2 tRNA genes and 2 rRNA genes are annotated in these 2,408 nt (G+C 51.5%); all 4 read right to left on the bottom strand.

The annotated features are described in order from the left end of the window. Nucleotides 1-290, bottom strand: a 23S ribosomal RNA gene (locus FJA49_RS00045); the annotation flags it as partial. A 98-nt stretch (nt 291-388) separates the two neighbouring features. After that, a tRNA-Ala gene (locus tag FJA49_RS00040) sits at nt 389-462 on the bottom strand. Nucleotides 463-533: 71 nt separating this feature from the next. Further along, nucleotides 534-607 (bottom strand) — tRNA-Ile (locus FJA49_RS00035). A gap of 91 nt (nt 608-698) precedes the next feature. Further along, nucleotides 699-2,214, bottom strand: a 16S ribosomal RNA gene (locus FJA49_RS00030). Nucleotides 2,215-2,408 lie beyond the last annotated feature (194 nt).

Below are 2,408 nucleotides of genomic sequence, written 5' to 3'. Positions count from 1 at the left end.
GTCCTACAACCCCGGAAATGCCGTAACATCTCCGGTTTGGGCTAATCCGCTTTCGCTCGCCACTACTCACGGAATCACTTTTGTTTTCTTCTCCTCCGCCTACTTAGATGTTTCAGTTCAGCGGGTTCGCCCCCTATCGGGTAATGTGCCTTCAGCACACTGGGTTGCCCCATTCGGATACCTGCGGATCGATCGGTGTGTGCCCGTCCCCGCAGCTTTTCGCAGCTTATCACGTCCTTCATCGCCTCTGAGAGCCTAGGCATCCCCCATACGCCCTTATTTTGCTTATTGCGCTTTCAATACGTACTTGCGTACGCATCATGCTTTCTACTTTTTAAATGTTTTCTTATCCCAATATGTCAATGAACTTTTTTCCTTAACGGAAGTGTGGAGAATATCGGAGTCGAACCGATGACCTCCTGCGTGCAAGGCAGGCGCTCTAGCCAGCTGAGCTAATCCCCCGTATCTATAGTTGCCAGTCACAACTTTACGGCTAGCCAACCCCTAGAATTTCCTTCAAAAGCCCTAAAAAGTAGTCCCGGGCAGACTCGAACTGCCGACCCCTACATTATCAGTGTAGTACTCTAACCAGCTGAGCTACGAGACTCTGTTTTTTTTGCTTTTTTTGTTTTTTTTTGAACTAACAGCGAGAGCAGGCGGGCTTTGGAGCCCCGTGCGCCGAAGCGACTTTTCTCTAGAAAGGAGGTGTTCCAGCCGCACCTTCCGGTACGGCTACCTTGTTACGACTTAGCCCCAGTTACCGGTTTTACCCTAGGCAGCTCCTTGCGGTCACCGACTTCAGGCACCCCCAGCTTCCATGGCTTGACGGGCGGTGTGTACAAGGCCCGGGAACGTATTCACCGGATCATGGCTGATATCCGATTACTAGCGATTCCAGCTTCACGGAGTCGAGTTGCAGACTCCGATCCGAACTGTGACCGGTTTTGTAGATTCGCTCCCCCTCGCGGGGTGGCTGCTCTCTGTACCGGCCATTGTAGCACGTGTGTAGCCCAGGGCGTAAGGGCCGTGATGATTTGACGTCATCCCCACCTTCCTCGCAGTTTGCACTGGCAGTCTCGCTAGAGTTCCCGACATTACTCGCTGGCAACTAGCGACAGGGGTTGCGCTCGTTATAGGACTTAACCTGACACCTCACGGCACGAGCTGACGACAACCATGCAGCACCTTGTAAACTGTCCGAAGAAAAGTCCGTTTCCGGACCTGTCAGTCTACATTTAAGCCCTGGTAAGGTTCCTCGCGTATCATCGAATTAAACCACATGCTCCACCGCTTGTGCGGGCCCCCGTCAATTCCTTTGAGTTTCAAACTTGCGTTCGTACTCCCCAGGTGGGATACTTATCACTTTCGCTTAGCCACTCAGCTTGCGCCGAACAGCTAGTATCCATCGTTTACGGCGTGGACTACCAGGGTATCTAATCCTGTTCGCTCCCCACGCTTTCGTCCATCAGCGTCAATCCGCCGGTAGTAACCTGCCTTCGCAATCGGTATTCCATGTAATATCTAAGCATTTCACCGCTACACTACATATTCTAGTTACTTCCCGGCAATTCAAGCCCTGCAGTATCAACGGCAGTTTCCCAGTTGAGCTGGAAGATTTCACCGCTGACTTACAGGGCCGCCTACGGACCCTTTAAACCCAATGATTCCGGATAACGCTTGGATCCTCCGTATTACCGCGGCTGCTGGCACGGAGTTAGCCGATCCTTATTCTTACGGTACCGTCAAGCCCCTACACGTAGGAGTGTTTCTTCCCGTACAAAAGCAGTTTACAATCCATAGGACCGTCATCCTGCACGCGGCATGGCTGGTTCAGTCTTGCGACCATTGACCAATATTCCTCACTGCTGCCTCCCGTAGGAGTCTGGTCCGTGTCTCAGTACCAGTGTGGGGGATCTCCCTCTCAGGACCCCTACCCATCATAGCCTTGGTAAGCCGTTACCTTACCAACTAGCTAATGGGACGCATGCCCATCTTCCACCGTTGTTACTTTAACAGCAAGACGATGCCGTCTCGCTGTGCCATGGGGCATTAATCCAAATTTCTCTGGGCTATTCCCCTGTGGAAGGTAGGTTGCATACGCGTTACGCACCCGTGCGCCGGTCTCAAGGATGCAAGCACCCTCTACCCCTCGACTTGCATGTGTTAGGCCTGCCGCTAGCGTTCATCCTGAGCCAGGATCAAACTCTTCATCGTATATTTTAATATTATAAGACGTTTTCGGCTTGTGCGCAGATCTCACCGATCCGCCTTGCTCTCTAATTCTTTAATTTGCTGTCAATCCAATATGTCTATGAACGTGTTCTTCTTGTTTTCTGTCGCCCCTCTCGGAGCGGCTGCAAAGGTAACACTCTTTTCGAGTCCTGCAAGCTTTTTTTGAAAAAAAATTT

Source organism: Flavobacterium microcysteis, assembly GCF_006385255.1.
GTDB classification, from domain to species: Bacteria; Bacteroidota; Bacteroidia; order Flavobacteriales; family Flavobacteriaceae; genus Flavobacterium; species Flavobacterium microcysteis.
This window is presented reverse-complemented; position numbering and strand designations above follow the sequence as displayed.